The organism is uncultured Photobacterium sp. (assembly GCF_947039875.1).
Taxonomy (GTDB): Bacteria; Pseudomonadota; Gammaproteobacteria; order Enterobacterales; family Vibrionaceae; genus Photobacterium.
The window spans coordinates 1-17,035 of record NZ_CAMRAN010000025.1 but is presented as its reverse complement, the minus strand read 5'-3'; the positions used below and the strand labels follow the sequence as shown (position 1 = coordinate 17,035).

The 17,035-nt window shown below is 41.5% G+C and carries 16 protein-coding genes; 5 read left to right on the top strand and 11 right to left on the bottom strand.

Annotation, left to right across the window (positions count from 1 at the left end; genetic code table 11):
* Window positions 1-6 precede the first annotated feature (6 nt).
* The 4 genes from rng (at window position 7) to tldD (ending at window position 7,775) form a co-directional block, all read left to right on the top strand.
* A complete protein-coding gene (gene rng, locus Q0V26_RS10435) occupies window positions 7-1,476 on the top strand; it encodes a ribonuclease G (protein ID WP_297481579.1) in 1,470 nt (489 codons plus the stop codon).
* 21 nt (window positions 1,477-1,497) lie between these two features.
* Entirely contained in the window at window positions 1,498-5,394 is a 3,897-nt protein-coding gene (locus Q0V26_RS10430) for a YhdP family protein (RefSeq protein ID WP_297481577.1), read from the top strand.
* A 96-nt stretch (window positions 5,395-5,490) separates the two neighbouring features.
* Window positions 5,491-6,312 (top strand): carbon-nitrogen hydrolase family protein, encoded by an 822-nt coding sequence (locus tag Q0V26_RS10425; RefSeq protein ID WP_297481574.1) that lies wholly within the window; start codon window positions 5,491-5,493, stop codon window positions 6,310-6,312.
* 14 nt (window positions 6,313-6,326) lie between these two features.
* The gene (gene tldD, locus Q0V26_RS10420; protein WP_297481572.1) at window positions 6,327-7,775 is read left to right on the top strand and encodes a metalloprotease TldD; all 1,449 of its coding nucleotides are present in this window, start codon (window positions 6,327-6,329) and stop codon (window positions 7,773-7,775) included.
* A gap of 104 nt (window positions 7,776-7,879) precedes the next feature.
* Here the strand turns inward: tldD and yjgA are convergent, their stop codons facing one another.
* Window positions 7,880-8,404: a ribosome biogenesis factor YjgA gene (gene yjgA / locus Q0V26_RS10415; protein ID WP_297481570.1), complete on the bottom strand. Its 525-nt coding sequence runs from the start codon at window positions 8,402-8,404 to the stop codon at window positions 7,880-7,882.
* 115 nt (window positions 8,405-8,519) lie between these two features.
* Here yjgA and pmbA point away from each other — a divergent pair, with 115 nt between their 5' ends.
* Window positions 8,520-9,863: a metalloprotease PmbA gene (gene pmbA / locus Q0V26_RS10410; RefSeq protein ID WP_297481568.1), complete on the top strand. Its 1,344-nt coding sequence runs from the start codon at window positions 8,520-8,522 to the stop codon at window positions 9,861-9,863.
* An 87-nt stretch (window positions 9,864-9,950) separates the two neighbouring features.
* Here pmbA and mgtE read toward each other — a convergent pair whose 3' ends face one another.
* From mgtE to Q0V26_RS10360, 10 genes are all read right to left on the bottom strand, one after another.
* Window positions 9,951-11,312 (bottom strand): magnesium transporter, encoded by a 1,362-nt coding sequence (gene mgtE, locus Q0V26_RS10405; RefSeq protein ID WP_297481566.1) that lies wholly within the window; start codon window positions 11,310-11,312, stop codon window positions 9,951-9,953.
* 281 nt (window positions 11,313-11,593) lie between these two features.
* Window positions 11,594-11,866, bottom strand: coding sequence for an HPr family phosphocarrier protein (locus tag Q0V26_RS10400; RefSeq protein ID WP_297481564.1), 273 nt, complete (start codon window positions 11,864-11,866; stop codon window positions 11,594-11,596).
* Window positions 11,863-12,714 (bottom strand): RNase adapter RapZ, encoded by an 852-nt coding sequence (gene rapZ, locus Q0V26_RS10395; RefSeq protein ID WP_297481562.1) that lies wholly within the window; start codon window positions 12,712-12,714, stop codon window positions 11,863-11,865. The genes Q0V26_RS10400 and rapZ overlap by 4 nt, the downstream gene beginning before the upstream one ends.
* Window positions 12,715-12,728: 14 nt before the next feature.
* Window positions 12,729-13,199, bottom strand: a complete 471-nt coding sequence (gene ptsN, locus Q0V26_RS10390) for a PTS IIA-like nitrogen regulatory protein PtsN (protein WP_297481560.1) — start codon at window positions 13,197-13,199, stop codon at window positions 12,729-12,731.
* Between the two features lie 2 nt (window positions 13,200-13,201).
* Entirely contained in the window at window positions 13,202-13,489 is a 288-nt protein-coding gene (hpf, locus tag Q0V26_RS10385) for a ribosome hibernation promoting factor (RefSeq protein WP_297481558.1), read from the bottom strand.
* Window positions 13,490-13,521: 32 nt separating this feature from the next.
* Window positions 13,522-15,006 (bottom strand): RNA polymerase factor sigma-54, encoded by a 1,485-nt coding sequence (locus Q0V26_RS10380; RefSeq protein ID WP_297481555.1) that lies wholly within the window; start codon window positions 15,004-15,006, stop codon window positions 13,522-13,524.
* A gap of 63 nt (window positions 15,007-15,069) precedes the next feature.
* A complete protein-coding gene (gene lptB / locus Q0V26_RS10375) occupies window positions 15,070-15,795 on the bottom strand; it encodes an LPS export ABC transporter ATP-binding protein (RefSeq protein WP_065167046.1) in 726 nt (241 codons plus the stop codon).
* A gap of 9 nt (window positions 15,796-15,804) precedes the next feature.
* Window positions 15,805-16,311 (bottom strand): lipopolysaccharide transport periplasmic protein LptA, encoded by a 507-nt coding sequence (lptA, locus tag Q0V26_RS10370; RefSeq protein WP_297481552.1) that lies wholly within the window; start codon window positions 16,309-16,311, stop codon window positions 15,805-15,807.
* Window positions 16,292-16,855, bottom strand: coding sequence for an LPS export ABC transporter periplasmic protein LptC (gene lptC / locus Q0V26_RS10365; RefSeq protein WP_297481550.1), 564 nt, complete (start codon window positions 16,853-16,855; stop codon window positions 16,292-16,294). Before lptC ends, lptA begins: the two co-directional genes overlap by 20 nt.
* Before the next feature lie 57 nt (window positions 16,856-16,912).
* On the bottom strand, window positions 16,913-17,035 hold a 123-nt coding region (locus Q0V26_RS10360), incomplete at its 5' end, for a CBS domain-containing protein (protein WP_363316468.1).

The following is a 17,035-nucleotide window of genomic DNA, read 5'->3' as shown; positions in this document are numbered from 1 at the left end:
GCAACCATGGGCACTGAGCTGCTAATAAATGTGACGCCGAGTGAAACACGGGTCGCAATGATTGAAGGGGGTGTTTTGCAAGAGATTCACATTGAACGTGAATCAAAGCGAGGCATCGTCGGCAATATTTATAAAGGGCGTGTTAGTCGCGTTTTACCGGGAATGCAGGCTGCATTTGTTGATATCGGTTTAGATAAAGCGGCTTTTTTACATGCATCAGACATTGTTCCTCATACTGAATGTGTGGCGGAGAATGAAAAAAAACAATTTAAAGTACGCGATATCTCAGAGTTAGTCCGCCAAGGTCAAGATATCGTGGTCCAAGTGGTTAAAGATCCGTTAGGAACTAAAGGTGCGCGTTTAACCACCGATATTACGCTACCATCGCGTTACTTAGTGTTTATGCCTGGTGCAAGTCATGTGGGGGTATCACAGCGTATTGCATGTGAAAAAGAGCGTGATCGTTTGAAAAAAGCGGTGTCACAACATTGTGATCATCTTGGTGGTTTTATCATTCGCACCGCTGCAGAAGGTGCTGATCCGGATGAAGTTGCCCAAGATGCGGCATTTCTTAAGCATTTATGGCGTAAGGTCATCGAGCGCAGAGCGAAATACAAACCCCGTTCAATGCTATACGGTGAGCTTGGATTAGCGCAACGTATTTTACGTGACTTTGTTGGTACTGAAATTAACCATATTCAGGTCGATTCGCGAGTGGCGTTTGATAAACTCAAAGAATTTACTGATGAGTTTGTGCCAGAGGTTACCGAAAATATTGAATATTATTCTGGTGATCAGCCTATCTTTGATCTTTATGACACCGAAGCTGAAATTCAGCGTTCGCTTGATCGTAAAGTAGAAATGAAATCTGGTGGTTATTTGATCATTGATCAGACGGAGGCTATGACCACTATTGATATTAATACTGGCGCATTTGTTGGTCGTCGTAATCTTGATGAAACCATTTTTAATACCAATATCGAAGCGACGAAAGCAATAGCCCGCCAATTACGATTACGTAATTTAGGTGGTATTATTATTATCGATTTTATTGATATGGTATTAGAAGATCACCAGCGTCGTGTATTGCAAGCGTTAGAGCAGGCACTGTCATTTGATCGCGTTAAAACCAATGTTAATGGTTTTACTCAGCTAGGGTTAGTTGAAATGACCCGTAAGCGTACCCGTGAGAGTATTGAGCATGTACTATGCAATACTTGTCCATCTTGTGAAGGCCGCGGTACGGTTAAAACCGTTGAGAGTGTGTGCTATGAAATTTTACGTGAAATCACTCGTGTGAATCGCGCATATGATGCTGATCGGTTCGTGGTTTATGTCTCATCAGCGGTAGGTGATGCTTTAGCTGGAGATGAATATCATGCGCTTGCTGAGCTGGAAGTGTTTATTGGTAAACAGGTGAAAATTAAACCAGAGCCTCTTTATACTCAAGAGCAGTTTGATGTAGTGATGATGTAACATATTAATGAGGAAGTAATAGTGCCAAAAATACTCGTACGTCTTGTGCGCGGTGGGTTATGGTTGATAGTGATTGTAGCGTTATTATTCGCATCATTAGTCACTAGTCTAAGGTTACTGCTTCCTCATATTAATGATTACCGTCAGCCAATAGCCTATTGGGTGTCACAGCAGGCGGATATTTCCCTACAATTAGCGCATATTGATGGACGTTGGCAAGCTGCTGGGCCAGCTATTACATTAACGGGCGTTACCGTTGCAGCTCAACCACATTCTCAACCATTGGCCAATATTGGTCAGATTTCATTTTATTTTGATATTTGGCATTCAGTATTGCACTTGCGCCCTATTTTTAAGCAAGTCGCTATTGGTCAGGTTGATCTTGATCTTACCAAAATAAAGTCATCTTCACCGACGACGAATGTAGCCGATGTAAGCTTAGCTCAACGTTTAGAGCAGCTGTTTTTTACACGCTTAGGTCAGTTCCAACTCCTCGATTCATCAGTGTCTTTTATTGCTCCATCCGGCGCTCAACAACAACTGAATATTAAACAACTTGATTGGGCTAATATTGATGGTCGACATCTTGCGCAAGGTAATATTAATTTTGCCAATACAGATTTAGGACAATTGGCCGTTAAAGCCGATATTTCAGAACAAGGTGGGCTTGATAGCCTGTCTGGTACGTTATATATCAAAGGTAAGCATGTCTCTGTAACACCGTGGCTGAATAAACAACTGGCTGGCGTGGCAAATATTACCAATAGCGAAATAGGGGGGGAAGCATGGCTAACCCTCAATAATGGTCAGATTACGATAGGTAAAGCTAAAGTTGATAACTGCATTATTGATTGGCAAGCGGGTAATCAACAACATCAGATTAAAATTAAACAGGGGCTGGTGGCGCTAAGACCGATTCGATTGGCGGATGGCTCAAGAACATGGCGTATTGATACTGAACAATTTGTTATTTATACCGATGATGTTGTATGGCCCGTATTTGATATTGCGGCCCAATTACGTTTTGGTGAGCATGACCAGTTAAAACAATGGAAATTAGCCTTAAGTAATATTTCGTTACAGCGACTATTACCCTTAATTAATTTCTTACCGCCAACCAATAAGCTAGTAAATGCAGTTCAACATCTTAAACCGAGTGGGTTGTTAACACATCTTCGCGTTGCTGGTGAAGCAAATGAAGTTCCGCGTTTTTCGTTTAAGGTGCAGCAGTTAAGTGTCAAACCATGGCAATGGGTTCCTGGTATTAATCATTTAAATGCCACCATTGCAGGTAATGGTCATCAAGGTAAGATCTCACTGAATGTAGCGGCAGATAGCTTTGCTTATGATCGTGTGTTTTCTAAGCCTTTAAAAATAAATCAAGCTCAGGTGCAGGCGTATTGGCATCGAAATGGACACCAAACAACGGTATGGAGTGATCGGCTTGTCGTGGCAACGCCAGATTTAACCTTTGCCGGCCAAGCTCGCGTTGATATTCCCACGACTGGCTCGCCATGGTTGTCATTATTTGGTGAAGCCAATGTGGTTGATGCGGGTCAAACTTGGCGTTATTTACCTCGCCCTGCGCTGGGGGATCGCTTAACTAACTATTTAGCCTCTGCAATTAAAGGCGGCAAGGTTAAGTCAGCCCGTATTTTATGGTATGGCGCTCTTAATGCATTTCCATATCAGTATCATGATGGTGTTTTTCAAGCTTTTGTGCCGCTAACACAGGCGAAATTTAGTTTTGATCCTGCATGGCCTTTACTGCGTGATCTTCAACTTAAGTTGTTATTTGAAAATGACAAAATGTATCTTGATGCAAATCATGTCAAAACCTTAGGTGCGAGCAGTTCTAAAGTGGTTGGGGAGGCAGATTTAGCCCCTAATGGTAGGCTTAAACTAGCGATAGATCTTGCTGCGACAGGGCCACAAGTTCATCAATATATGTTGAATAGCCCCTTAGCAACTTCTGTTGGTAGCGCACTGACAACCATTGATGTGACAGGCCCTGTTACTGCTAAGCTTAATTTGGATATTCCGTTTGATAGTAACAATGTCGATGCTAGCGGTAAGGTGTATTTTAACCATACCCCAATTACATTGAAGACCCCCCATTTAGCTATTGAAAATGTTAACGGTAGCTTAAGTTTTAATAATAGTGCCATTAAAGCGCAACGGCTGACGGGGATGTTATATCAGCAACCGATCACCTTTGGGTTTGATGGTAATAATGTTAAAAATTCGGCTGATTATAAAGTTAATGTCAGTGTTGGTGGGCAATGGCAATTGGCTAAGTTACACGATTATTTACCCGCAACGTTATTAGATAATCTAAGTGGTAGTAGTGATTGGCACGGTTTGGTTGGGATTGATATTAAGCCTCAAGGTTTTAGTTATACAGTGGGGGTTAAGGTGCCATTGACTGATGTTAGTAGCCAGCTTCCTTACCCATTACAGCAACGAAAACATACCGCATCAGCACTTACAGTGAAGGTTCAAGGTGATAAAAATCAATTAAAGGTTAACGCTGATTTGCCAAATATTGCTTATCAAGGCCAGATTTCGTTACTGGCATCAGTGCCTAAAATTACCGCCAGTAATCTTACTATCGGTGCTAAGAAATTATTAACCTCACCACTCCAAGGGCAGTTAGTACAGATTAATAGTCGCGAGCTTAATGCGGATCAATGGTTAGCTGTCGTGAAAAAATTGCGTGATAGTCATATGGGGTTATCTGCTACTACGACTGCGAGTAGCCCTGCTTTTTCAGTACCATTGCCGACACGAGTGATGGCTAAAATTGGTCAATTAACTTTAGGTGGGCTTAACTGGCATCAGGTTGATACTGTTGCAACGCATGCTCGTGGGTGGTCAATTAAGTTAGCGTCACAAGAAGCGAATGGTTATATATCATGGATAAAAAATCAGCCACTAAATGTTATTTTAAAATCGTTACACCTTAATCTTCCTCAATTAAATCAGCAACCGCCCGCGGAATTATTAAGCCCTATCTTAACGGCAAAACCACAATCAACTGTAGTTACCGCGAATGATAGCAGTATCATGGCTGCCATACCTGCGATAGATTTATCGATTGCTGATGCTTGGTTACAAGGCTACCGCTTGGGATCTGTCACTGCGATATTAAGTAAGCATAATAAGCAACTACAATTACAGCAGCTTAAGATTCAATCGGGAAATGTGAAATTAACGGCTTCGGGTGATTGGAGCATACACCACCATCAAAATCACACTAAACTTGATGCTGTTATTAGTGGCACTAACAGTACCGATTTACTTGATCGGTTTGGCATTTCCGGTGGTGTACAAAATGCGTCGTTTAATACTCATGTCATCGTTAACTGGCAAGGTACGCCTTGGGGCATTGATCGTACAACATTAAATGGCACGGTGAAGACGGACATTGGTAAAGGTATCGTCAGTGGTGTCGGTGGCGCAGGACGACTATTAGGGTTGTTTAGTCTAGATTCAATTATTCGAAAAATGAAACTCGATTTTTCAGGGGTATTTGATAATGGCTTAGCCTTTAATTATATTCGTGGTGATGGCACCATTAAAAAAGGTATTTTCAATAGTAATAATATTAAGATGCAGGCGTTAGCGGGTGATATGTATATCAACGGTAAAGTAAATCTGATTGATGAAAAGGTAAATGCTAACGTTAAGTTTATTCCTGACTTCACCTCCGGATTACCTGTGATGACGGCCTTTGCTGTTGCACCACAAGTTGCATTGTATGTGTTTGCAATCTCAACCGTATTGTCACCGGTATTAGATGTTATTACGCAAGTTAATTACCAAGTCACAGGGCCAATAGCCTCACCAAAAGTTGTCGAGCGTTCTCGTTTCGAAGGTGAATATAAAATACCAGAGATTAATAGTTTTAAAGAGTAAGCGCTTTTAAGAACAGGCGTATTTGAGTTGTGCTGTCACATGCGTTGTGACGTTTGATAAATCTGATGTGTATCAGAATAGTTCAGGGAGATTGCCATGACCAAAATTGGTGTAGTACAAATGAATTCAGGCACTGATCCTGAGCGTAACTTAAGCCAACTAAAAAAGTTTATGCAAGGGTTACAACTTCAAGGGGCCAAATTAGTTGTTACCCCTGAAAATAGTGTCGTTTTTGGCAGTAAAGCCGATTATCAACGTTGGGCTGAACCCCTCGGTAATGGTCCATTACAGCAACAATTATCTCAATATTCTCAACAGTTAGGAATTTGGTTATTGATTGGCTCCATGCCGATTCTTCAAGCTGATGGTAGCATTACGACTACTGCTATCTTATTTGATGATCAAGGTAAGTTACATGCGCACTATAATAAAATGCACATGTTTGATGTAGATGTTGCCGATAAACACCATAGTTACCGTGAGTCTGATACCTTTAAAGCAGGCGATGAAATTAAAGTGATTGATACGCCTTTTGGCAAGCTAGGATTATCCATTTGTTATGATATTCGCTTTCCACAGTTATACAGTCAATTACGCCAGCAAGGTGCTGATATAATAGTGATTCCAGCAGCATTTACTAAGCTAACTGGACGCGCTCATTGGGAAGTGTTAGTGCGTGCGCGTGCCATTGAAACCCAGTGTTGGGTAGTGGCTGCAGCACAATGGGGCGAGCATAATGAAACGCGAGAAACCTGGGGTCACTCAATGATTGTTGATCCTTGGGGACAAGTGGTTGCGTGTCAACAACAAGGAACGGGTGTTCTGACGGCAAATGTTGATTTACAATTAGCACATAAGATCCGTACTAATATGCCAGTGGCTGATCATGCCCGATTGGTGTTCAGTCATATTCAATAACTAAGAGCAAATTAATGACCCTTAACACTGTAGAAAGTACCATGCTAGACCAATCAGGTCTCGGTCGTGATGAATTGCATAATATTCTTGGCTTAATTGCTACCCGTGATGTTGATTATGCTGATATATATTTTCAGTCATGCTGGCATGAGTCGTTAGTTCTAGAAGACAGTATTATCAAAGATGGTTCGTTTAATATTGATCGTGGCGTCGGTGTTCGCGCTGTCGCGGGTGAGAAGACAGGCTTTGCTTATTCAGATCAAATTAATCTATTAGCATTAACTCAAAGTGCAAAAGCTGCCCGTGGCATTGTTCGTCAAGGCGGTAATGGTAAAGTACAAACATTCACACCAATGGCATCATCTGGTATTTACTTTCCAATTAATCCATTGGGCAGTTTTGATAAATTTCAAAAGATCGCCTTACTTGAAGAAATTGATCGCTATATTCGCACCAAAGAGCCGTTAGTTACTGAAGTCTCAGCCAGCATTAATGGCGTTTATGAAGAAGTCTTAGTTGCCGCGCTTGATGGCACTTACGCGGCGGATATTCGTCCATTAGTACGATTATCCATTACGGTTTTGGTTGAGAAAGGCGATAAGCGTGAACGCGGCAGTGCTGGTGGCGGTGGTCGTTATGGTTATGAGCGATTTTTAACAGAAGATACAACCGGTAAGAGCCAAGCGATCTTCTTTGCTGATGAAGCTATTCGCCAAGCATTAGTTAACCTTGAAGCTGATGCAGCTCCAGCAGGAACTATGCCTATTGTATTAGGTGCGGGTTGGCCAGGCGTTTTATTGCATGAGGCGGTAGGTCACGGCTTGGAAGGTGACTTTAACCGTAAAGGATCTTCTATGTTTGCCGGTCAAATAGGCCAGCAAGTGACATCATCGTTATGTACTATTGTTGATGATGGCACATTAGTTGATCGCCGTGGCTCAATTAATATTGATGATGAAGGTACGCCAGCTCAACATAACGTATTAGTTGAAGGCGGTAAGCTGAAAGGCTATATGCAAGATAAGCTTAATGCACGTTTAATGGGGGTCGCACCAACAGGTAATGGTCGTCGTGAATCTTATGCCCATTTACCGATGCCGCGTATGACTAATACTTATATGTTACCTGGTGAGCATACACCTGAAGAAATTATTGCCAGTGTTAAAAATGGTATTTACGCGCCCAATTTTGGTGGTGGTCAGGTTGATATTACTTCAGGTAAATTTGTGTTTTCTGCTTCTGAAGCGTATTTAATTGAGAACGGTAAAGTAACCCGTCCAATTAAAGGTGCAACTCTCATTGGTAGTGGTATTGAAGCGATGCAGCAAGTGTCTATGGTCGGTAATGATCTTGATATTGACCGTGGGGTTGGTGTGTGTGGTAAAGCGGGTCAGAGTGTGCCTGTTGGCGTCGGTCAACCAACATTGAAGATTGATTCAATGACTGTTGGTGGCACTGAATAATTTTTTATTGTGACACGGTTTTAATAAAGAGTGGGTTTCAATAAAATAAAATGCCAGCATGAATGCTGGCATTTTTTTGTTCATCTATGCATTAATCAACGAGATTAATCAGCAAGGTAGAGAGATTTTAGATATTGAAAAATCTCACGGTATGCTTTGCCAGGTTTTTCCTGCGCTTTTTCTTTTGTTGCTTGGCGCATTAACTGGCGTAGGTGTTGGCGATCAGCATCAGGATGATCAACCATAATCGCATTTAACATGCTGTCACCATTCTCAATTAACTTGTCACGCTTCATTTCAAGCTTTTTAAGGGCAACGGTGTGTTGTGAGTGCTTATTATTTAATTTGTCGAGTGCGGCTTGAATTGGTTCAAGATCCATATGACGCATCTGCTTACCAATAAATTGCAACTGACGACGACGCGCTTCTTTACTAAAGCGTTGTGCGTCTTTAATGGCGGCCATCATTTCTTCATCTAATGGCACTTTTGCAAGAGCGTTTGGCGTTAATTCAACTAGCGCTTCGCCAATTTTTTGCAATTCTTCCATGTCGCGTTTCATCTCTGATTTACTTACCCAGATGATTTCTTCTTCTTCATCCCAAGGGGCTTTTTTGTTTTTACGGCTCATAAATGGGCTCACTCATTGTATCAATAGTTCTATTTTATCAGTTTAATAACGATTTTGGGCGTAAATTACATTATTCTATAACTAAATAAGCTAAACCCTAACCTTAAGTGATTGTATGGACGTAAGAGAACAGGTTGCTCAACAGCGTGTTGAACTTGAAGCCGCAGTAGCAAAAGCGCTTGAAGTTGCTGGTAAACAGGCTGATGCAGCCGAAGTAGCCATTAACAAAACAACAGGTATCAGTGTTTCTACTCGTATGTGCGAAGTTGAAAACGTTGAATTTAATAGTGACGGTGCACTTGGCATTACTGTGTATCGCGGTCACCGTAAAGGTAGCGCATCAACTTCTGATTTAAGTGAAGCGGCTATTGCTCAAACGGTTGCTGCCGCTTTAGATATTGCAAATTACACTTCTGAAGATCCGTTTGCAGGCCCTGGCCCTGCGGAATTGATGGCGCGTAATATTCCTGATTTAGACTTATTTCACCCTGATGAGCCAGAGCCTGATCGTGCTGCTGCGATTGCAATTGCCGCAGAAGAAGCGGCGCTTGCCTTTGATCCTCGCGTAAAACAAAGCGATGGTGCCAGTTACGATAGCCATTACGGTGTGCGTGTTTACGGTAATAGTCATGGCATGTTAGCCAGTTATGCCTCTAGTCGCCATAGCATTAGTTGCTGTGTGATCAGTGAAGGCAAAGATGGCAATATGGAGCGTGATTATAGTTATACCACTTCACGTTTAGCCTCTGATATGTGGACCCCAGAACGTGTGGGTCGTCATGCAGCAGAGCGCACCGTAAGCCGTATTGATCCACAAAAACTCACTACTCGTGAAGCGCCAGTGATGTTTGCTGCGGATGTTGCTACTGGTCTTTTTGGTCATTTAGTGATGGGAATTAGCGGTGCGAATTTATATCGTAAATCATCATTTTTATTAGATAAACTGGGTGAGCAAATTTTCCCAGAGTGGCTAAATATTAGTGAGCGTCCTCATATTTTACGTGGTATGGCAAGTACCCCGTTTGATAGCGAAGGGTTAGCGACCTATGATCGTGAGATCATCACTGGCGGTGCACTGCAAACGTATCTATTAACAAGCTATGCAGCGCGTAAAATGAAGATGCAACCAACAGGTCATGCTGGTGGTATTCACAACTGGATCGTGTCATCAACCGGTGAAAACTTTGAGCAAATGCTGAAGAAGATGGATCGTGGTTTGTTAGTGACTGAATTGATGGGCCAAGGAGTGAACATTATCACGGGTGATTATTCTCGTGGTGCTGCGGGCTTCTGGGTTGAGAATGGTCAAATTCAATATCCTGTCTCTGAAATTACCATTGCTGGTAACCTTAAAGATATGATGCAAAATATTGTCGCTATTGGCAGTGATACTGAAACGCGGAGTCAAATTCTAACCGGTTCTATGTTGTTAGATTCGATGAAGATTGCGGGTGAATAATCGTTGTTAATGACGTGATTTATGCGTAATAAAAAAGTCCAAATCAATTACTGATTTGGACTTTTTTTATCAATAAATTATCACTGATTAAGGTGTAATAAAAATGGTCGCTAGACCTAAGAACACCATTAAACCAACAATATCAGTACAGGTTGTCAGTGCCATACCGCCAGCAAGTGCTGGGTCAATTTTTAGTTTTTTAAGCCCAATTGGAATTAATACGCCAGCAACGCCGGCAACAAATAAGTTTGCTAGCATTGCGCCGGCCATGATCGCGCCGAGTATTAAGCTCCCTTTCCAAATAAAGACCACTAAGCCAATAATTAATGCCCATACTAAGCCATTAATTAATCCGACTCGGGCTTCTTTACTCAGTAGCCAACGGGTGTTGGTATCACCAATGTGACCGACAGCAAGGCCTCGAATAACCAGTGCTACGGTTTGGTTACCAGCCACTCCACCCATTGACGGAACAATCGTCATTAATACCGCAACGGTCGCCATCTGTTGTAAGGTGTGTTCAAACATATTGGATACAGATGCGGCTGCTAACGCTGTCAGTACATTAACCCCGAGCCAAATACTACGGCTTTTGGCTGATTTTAATACCGGAGCAAAGGTATCTTCGTCATCATCCATACCCGCCATGGTCATCATTGAGTGTTCCGCTTCTTCACGGATCAAGTCAACCACATCATCGATAGTGATACGACCTAGCAAATGATTATTGGCATCAACAACCGGTGCTGATAACCAATTTCGACGTTCAAAGATATTAGCTATTTCACTGTCTGCCATATCAACGGCAATCGCTTCATCAGCATCTTGCATAACATCTTTAATTTCAATGTCAGGCTGAGTGGTGATGAGCGTTGATAGTGATAAATGACCAATTAATTTTTGATTTTCATCAACTACATACAAAGCATCAGTGGCTTCTGGTAGTTCACCCCGCATACGTAAATAACGTAATACCACATCGGCGGTTACGTCACCTCGAATGGTGATAAAATCGGTACTCATCATCCCACCGGCTGTATCTTCCGGATAGGCGAGTGCTTCTTCGATACGATGACGATCGATGGCATCCATTTGTGCCAATACTTCTTGGTAACGCTCATCAGAGAGGCTACGAAGTACGTAGGCGACATCATCGCTTTCCATCCCCTCGGTAACGGCTGCCAGTTTTTCTGGTTCCATTTGTGAGACGATGCCATCTTTTACATCTTCAGAAAGCTCATCAAGGATCTCACCTTGCTCTTCCGGATCCGTCAATTGCCATAAGACTTGACGTTCTTTCGGAGGCGAGGCTTCTAACAGGTGAGCAATGTCCTCCGGCTCCATATCTTGGAGTAATCGGCGAACATGAACAAACATGCCATTTTCAAGTGCTTTATTGACTTCTTGGAGTGTGTGATGGGTTTGATCTTGTTCTAATACATCCGCCATAGGTATTAGGCCCACTTATATTTGATGGCGCAATAAGCTGAATTTTAACGTAATCAGTGAGTCTTTGTCTTGTGTTGATTACTATTTAATTAGTTTATAAACTGATGAAGTATAGGTATTACGCATGATGGCAATAGTAATATGTCATCATTTCATGTGTTTTCTCTACCAATCGCAGCTAAAAGACGCAATTGATGATAAAGTGTTATATGTTAAAATAATTAACATGGCTAACTACAAAAGATTTAACAGCAGTAATTAATGGCTTTTAATTTAGCCAATTAACTTTCTTCATCAAACCCCGCTTCAATTAAGGTTGAAATGGCCATTAATGCTGATTCTGCATCTTGGCCTTCTGCGCTAACCATGATCTTTTGACCTTGAGCGGAGTCCAGCATGAGTAAGCCCATCACACTGTCTGCCGTTGCGCTGTTATCACCATTAGTGATAGTGATGATGGCTGTGAAACTTTGTGCTAACTCAACTAATTTGATTGCCGCTCGAGCATGAAGCCCGAGACGGTTACGAATAAATAATTCGCGGCTAATGGTCATTTATAATTTTCCAGCGTGCGATGACGTACCTGCACTTGTTGACCTTGTTGAGTAAAATAATCAGCCAGTTGTTGCGCGATATACACCGAGCGATGTTGTCCGCCAGTACAACCAATGGCAACGGTGACATAACTGCGATTATTTTTCTCTAGCATTGGTAACCATGTTTCAAGGAAATTTCGTAGCTGGTAGTTTAGTTTATTGACTTCAGCGTGAGCGGCTAAAAAATCTTTGACGGGCTGATCAAGGCCAGTCTGAGGTTTAAGTTCTGGCACCCAGTGTGGGTTCGGTAAAAAGCGAACATCAAACACATAGTCAGCGTCAGAGGGTAGACCATGTTTAAAACCGAAAGATTCAAATACTAATACTAATTCACGCGCTTCACGGCCAAGAACGCGCGCGCGTACAGTTTCACTCAAATCATGAATGGAGTTGTTAGTGGTATCAATCACTAAGTCTGCATATTCTTTAAGTTCACCAAGCAATATCGCTTCCGATTGAATCGCTTGCTCAAGGCTCATGTTCTGACGTGAGAGTGGGTGTAAACGTCGTGTTTCACTAAAGCGTTTAACCAGCTCTTTATCATCAGCATCGAGAAAGATAACGTTGACATCAACATCATTAGGTAAATTTTTAAAAATAGCGTCAAGTTCACCTTGATGTGGTGGCATATTGCGAATGTCGATGCTTACCGCAATATCTTGTTCATTATTAGCAATATCATTTATAAATTGCGGCAGTAGGTGTACAGGAAGGTTATCAACACAGTAATAACCTAAATCTTCTAGTACGCGTAGCGCAACAGATTTACCTGAACCTGAACGGCCGCTAACAACCATTAACCTCATGGTTAAGCTACCTTTTATTGTGGGGTTACACTGATTTCTTCTTCATTAATCAGTATGTTATATAATTCTTGATCCGTTGTTGCATTACGCAATTGTTTACAAATTTTCTTATTACCCAATTTTTCCGCCATGCTCGCAAGGGTCGATAAATGCTCTTTACATTGTTCTTCTGGTACCAAAAGCGCAAATAATAGGTCAATAGGTTGACCATCAATAGCATCAAAATCGATCGGCTCTTGGCATTGAATTAGAACGGCAATTGCATGATCACTGTTACTGATTCGGCCGTGAGGAATCGCAATCCCGTTCCCAATACCTGTGGTGCCCAATTTTTCACGATTGAGCATACATTCAAATAATGGCTGCGGATTTTGGTCAAGGTGTGTTGCGGCGATCTCACTAATGAGCTCAAGCGCGCGTTTTTTACTGGAGCAAGGGACTGCACTTTTGGTGCAGTCCAGGCTCAATACGTTACTCAGTTGCATGATTAGTGACTATTGAGTTTATCTTTGTGTTTGTTTAATTGACGGACTAGTTTATCAGTCAATTCGTCAATCGCGGCATACATATTTTCAGCATCAGCTTTCGCGTGAATTTCTCCTGAATTAATATGCAGAGTTGCTTCGGCAATTTGTTGGAGCTTTTCGACATTTAAGATCACTTGAACGGTATTGATTTTATCGAAAAAACGCTCTAGTTTGTCAAACTTAGTACTGACATATTCTCGTAATGAATCGGTTACATCAACATGGTGTCCGGTAATATTGATTTGCATAGACATCTTCCTTTTGTTGGCGCTGATCCGATTTAGATCAGACATTTTCGCTGATTTGATGGCGGAATTCCCAACGATTCACGGTATTTGGCGATAGTTCGTCGCGCAACCATGATCCCTTGTTCAGCCAATAAAGTCGCAATTTTGCTGTCACTCAGGGGTTTAACCTGATTTTCAGCAGCAACAAGTTTCTTCACCAGTGCGCGAATAGCTGTCGATGAACATTCACCGCCATTATCCGTACTGACATGACTTGAGAAGAAGTATTTCAATTCAAAAATACCTCGAGGTGTATGCATATATTTTTGCGTCGTAACTCGAGATATGGTGGATTCGTGCATTTCAACCGCGAGTGCGATGTCATTGAGGACCATCGGCTTCATCGCTTCTTCACCAAATTCAAAAAAATCTTGTTGCTGCTCGACAATACAACGAGCGACTTTCAACAAGGTTTCATTGCGACTTTCAAGGCTTTTGATCAGCCATTTGGCATCTTGAAGGTGAGTGCGTATAAATTGACCATCAGCGCTATTGCGAGTGTTATTGCTCAATGCGGCGTATTGCTGATTGACTTTGATACGAGGAATACTATTTGGGTTGATGTTAACTACCCATTTACCGTTATCTTTAAATACTGATATATCGGGAATGACGTATTCAGTTTCGGTTGAAACGACATAGTTACCGGGACGAGGGTTTAAGCTATGAATAAGATCCATAACCGCTTTAAGTTCTGGCTCTTTGAGTTTAGTCTCGCGCATGAGTTGTCGATAATCGCGATTACCTAATAGACTAATGTGCTCGCTCAAGAGTATTTTTGCTTCGGCAAGCCATTGAGTTTGCGCTGGATAAGTGGCGAGTTGAAGTAACAAACATTCTTGTAAATTACGAGAAGCGACACCTAGTGGATCAAATTGCTGTACCCGTTTGAGTACTGCTTCTACTTCATCAAGCTCAACATTAAGATCTTCATCTTCAAAATTTTCAAGAATTTCGGTGGTGGTACAACTGAGATAACCTTTGTCGTTAACTGCATCAATAATGGCTGTTGCGATCGCAAGATCTGTTTCACTAAATGGTGTTAAATGCACTTGCCACATTAAATAATCTTGCAATGATTCAGTGGTTTCGCCTTGATAGATTGGAATATCATCATCAATGGCAATCCCCGCACTACCTGTACCTGCACTGTAGACGTCATCCCAAGTGCTATCAACCGGAAGTTCAGTGGGTAATTCACGTGTTTCAAGTACTTCGGCGGTATCAAAACTCTCTATATCGTCGAGATTTTCACTTATATCATTAGTGGTGGTTTCTGCGGTTGAGGTTTCATTGTTAGTGTTTATTTCATCCGCTTCATTGGTTTCATCGAGCTCTAGGAGAGGGTTACCATCAAGCGCTTCTTGGATCTCTTGTTGGAGTTCCAATGTCGAGAGTTGCAACAAGCGAATAGCTTGCTGCAATTGAGGCGTCATTGCTAACTGTTGACCGAGCTTAAGTTGGAGCGAAGTTTTCATTAACGTTGATACACCTTATTGTTATTGTTGTTATTATCTGTAATCAATAGCCAATGGTGAATGCTATAGACGGAATTGATCACCTAGATAAACCCGCTTAACATGTTCATGGTTGAGTACATGATCGGGGGTGCCATTAGCGATCAAGTGGCCTTGGCTTACAATATAAGCATGCTCACAGACATCCAGTGTTTCACGAACGTTATGGTCAGTAATTAATACCCCTAACCCACGATCTCGTAAATGTTTAATGATCTTTTTGATGTCGATGACCGAAATAGGGTCAACACCTGCAAACGGTTCATCAAGTAAAATAAACTTAGGGTTGGCAGCTAATGCACGTGCAATTTCAACTCGGCGTCGTTCACCACCGGATAATGCTTGTCCTAAGCTATCGCGAATATGCTGAATATTAAACTCATCTAAAAGCTCTTCCGCTTTATCTTGACGGCCTTCTTTGGTGAGCTCTTTACGGGTCTCTAAGACAGCCATTAAGTTGTCATAAACCGTTAGACGGCGAAAAATCGATGCTTCTTGTGGTAAATAACCAATACCCATTCGAGAACGGTTGTGCATTGGTTGAAGGCTGATATCTTCATCATCAATGGTTATCGTGCCTTCGTCGCGGCTAACTAAGCCAACGATCATATAAAACGAGGTGGTTTTACCTGCGCCATTGGGACCAAGCAAACCCACAATTTTTCCTGATTCAACCTCAAGGCTTACATCGGAAACGACTTTGCGTCCGTTGTAACTTTTGGCAAGGTGTTCAGCTTTTAGAATAGCCATAAATACTGTTTATTTCTTATTATTGTTTAATTGACTTGGTAAGATCACGGTGGTGACACGCTCTTGGTTACCGCTTTCTGCTACCAACCGTTGGTCGCGAATATTGTAAGTAATAATATTACCCTTAATATTACTCCCATCTTGATTAAGTTCTGCTTTGCCAGTCATTTTTAGGCGTTCAGTGGCGGTTTCATAACGCATTTTAAGCGCTTCGCCATCAAGAGGTTTACCATCGTCCATCACTTGATGGAATGTTGCTGGTTGTCCATACGTCATGATTGTTTGCTGTTGCGACTTTGAGTTTGGTCGTGTAATAACCACTTTATTCGCACGAATATCAATCGTTCCTTGGCGTAATTTTACGTTGCCGATAAACGTAACAATATTATTAAGCATATCAACCTGTTGACTATCTGAGTCAATATAAATGGGTTGCTTGGTATCACTTTTCATTGCCCATGTTGGTGCACTGATACACAACAAGCATAGTAGAGTACTAATTTTTAGTCGGTTCATATCTACCTTTTACATTTTTTAAAAGAGTTGCCACATTACGATCCATATTGCCTTTCATGCCATCACCTTGATTTTGGAAAACAGGGCCATTAATAGTGACATGGTCATCGGTACTAAAGTCTTTATTGACTAAATTTAGGCGTAAACTATCTGTTTTAATGACTTGAACATCTGAGTCTGGTAATAGATTGAAAATACGAACATTACCTTGTAAGTGTAAGATTTTATCTTGCTCTAGTTTGGCATTGTTAGCACTGACTCGCCATTCCGCATTCTGCCCTTGCTTAAAGATCCATAATACAGGTTTAGTAAATACCGTTTCACCACTGATATTGAAATGCTCAATATGTTCAGCATCAATTTGATATTGACGAGTACCCTTTAAATCAAAGCTGGTATTACTGACTTTATTACCAATAAACATTGGTTTTTCGTCATTAGGTTTAACTTGAACACCCTGTTTCCAGTGTTGTCCAAGTAGATAGTAGCCGAGCCATGCACATATGATCATTAACAGTACATAGAATAGCTTTTTAAAAGTCATAGACTTAAGCCTTTATTTTCTTTGGTGTTACCGATGATTTCCAGATATATAATAGCGCTACAGGACACCGGCTTTAAGCAAATCATGCATATTAAGCGCTCCAACTAATTGGTTGTTTTCTGTCACCAATAAGCCATTAATTTTGTTATCTTCCATTAATTTTAGCCCTTCTGCGGCTAA